The following is an 890-nucleotide window of genomic DNA, read 5'->3' as shown; positions in this document are numbered from 1 at the left end:
GTCAGCGTGGCGGTGCCGAAAGACTTCCATCCGGGATTCCGCGACCCGGGCTGATTCGCCTTGCTTCAGATTTGCGGTGGCTGGACTACCGCTTTCGCGAGCAGGCTCGCTCCCACAGGGGAATGCATTTCAAGTGTGGGAGCGAGCCTGCTCGCGAATGAAGTCGACACCGATCCAACTGATTCATATCTTTCCAGAGACCCGAAATGAGACTGTCCCGCTTCTTTATCGACGCCCCGCTGAGCACTGGCGAACACGAACTGCCAGAAGCCCAGGCGCATTACATCAGCCGCGTACTGCGCATGGCCGAAGGCGATGCGGTGCAGTTGTTCGACGGTTCCGGCCATGAGTTTCGCGGGTCCTTGGTGGATGTCGGCAAGAAACGCGTGGTCGTGCAGATCGACGAGCAATTCGCCGGGCAAATCGAATCGCCACTGCAGATCCACCTCGGCCAGGGCCTGTCCCGGGGCGAGCGCATGGACTGGGCGATTCAGAAAGCCACCGAACTGGGCGTCACGGAAATCACCCCAATCTTCAGCGAACGCTGCGAAGTGCGGCTCAAGGACGAACGCGCCGACAAGCGCTTGCTGCATTGGCGCCAAGTGGCGATCAGTGCCTGCGAACAGTGCGGGCGTTCACGGGTGCCGGTGATTCATCCGCCGGTGTTGCTGGCGGACTGGCTCAAGCAGACCGAAGCCGAATTGAAACTGGTGCTGCATCCGGTGGCAGAGCCGCTGGTGAGTCATGCCAAACCGGAGACGCTGGCGTTCCTGATCGGGCCGGAAGGTGGCCTGACGGACGGCGAAGTCGAGCAGGCCAAAGGCAATGGCTTCCACGCCGCCCGCCTCGGCCCACGGGTGCTGCGCACCGAGACTGCGCCGGTGGTGGCG

At 62.6% G+C, this 890-nt stretch carries 1 protein-coding gene; it reads left to right on the top strand.

What is annotated here, in order from left to right; genetic code table 11:
* Window positions 1-206: 206 nt before the first annotated feature.
* On the top strand, window positions 207-890 hold a 684-nt coding region (locus tag D6877_RS05930), incomplete at its 3' end, for a 16S rRNA (uracil(1498)-N(3))-methyltransferase (protein ID WP_130910167.1).

The sequence above is a fragment of the Pseudomonas sp. Sample_9 genome (genome assembly GCF_004307535.1).
In the GTDB taxonomy this organism is placed as follows: domain Bacteria; phylum Pseudomonadota; class Gammaproteobacteria; order Pseudomonadales; family Pseudomonadaceae; genus Aquipseudomonas; species Aquipseudomonas mercuritolerans.
Note: the sequence above shows the minus strand (reverse complement) of the source record. Positions and strands in the feature narration are given on the sequence as shown.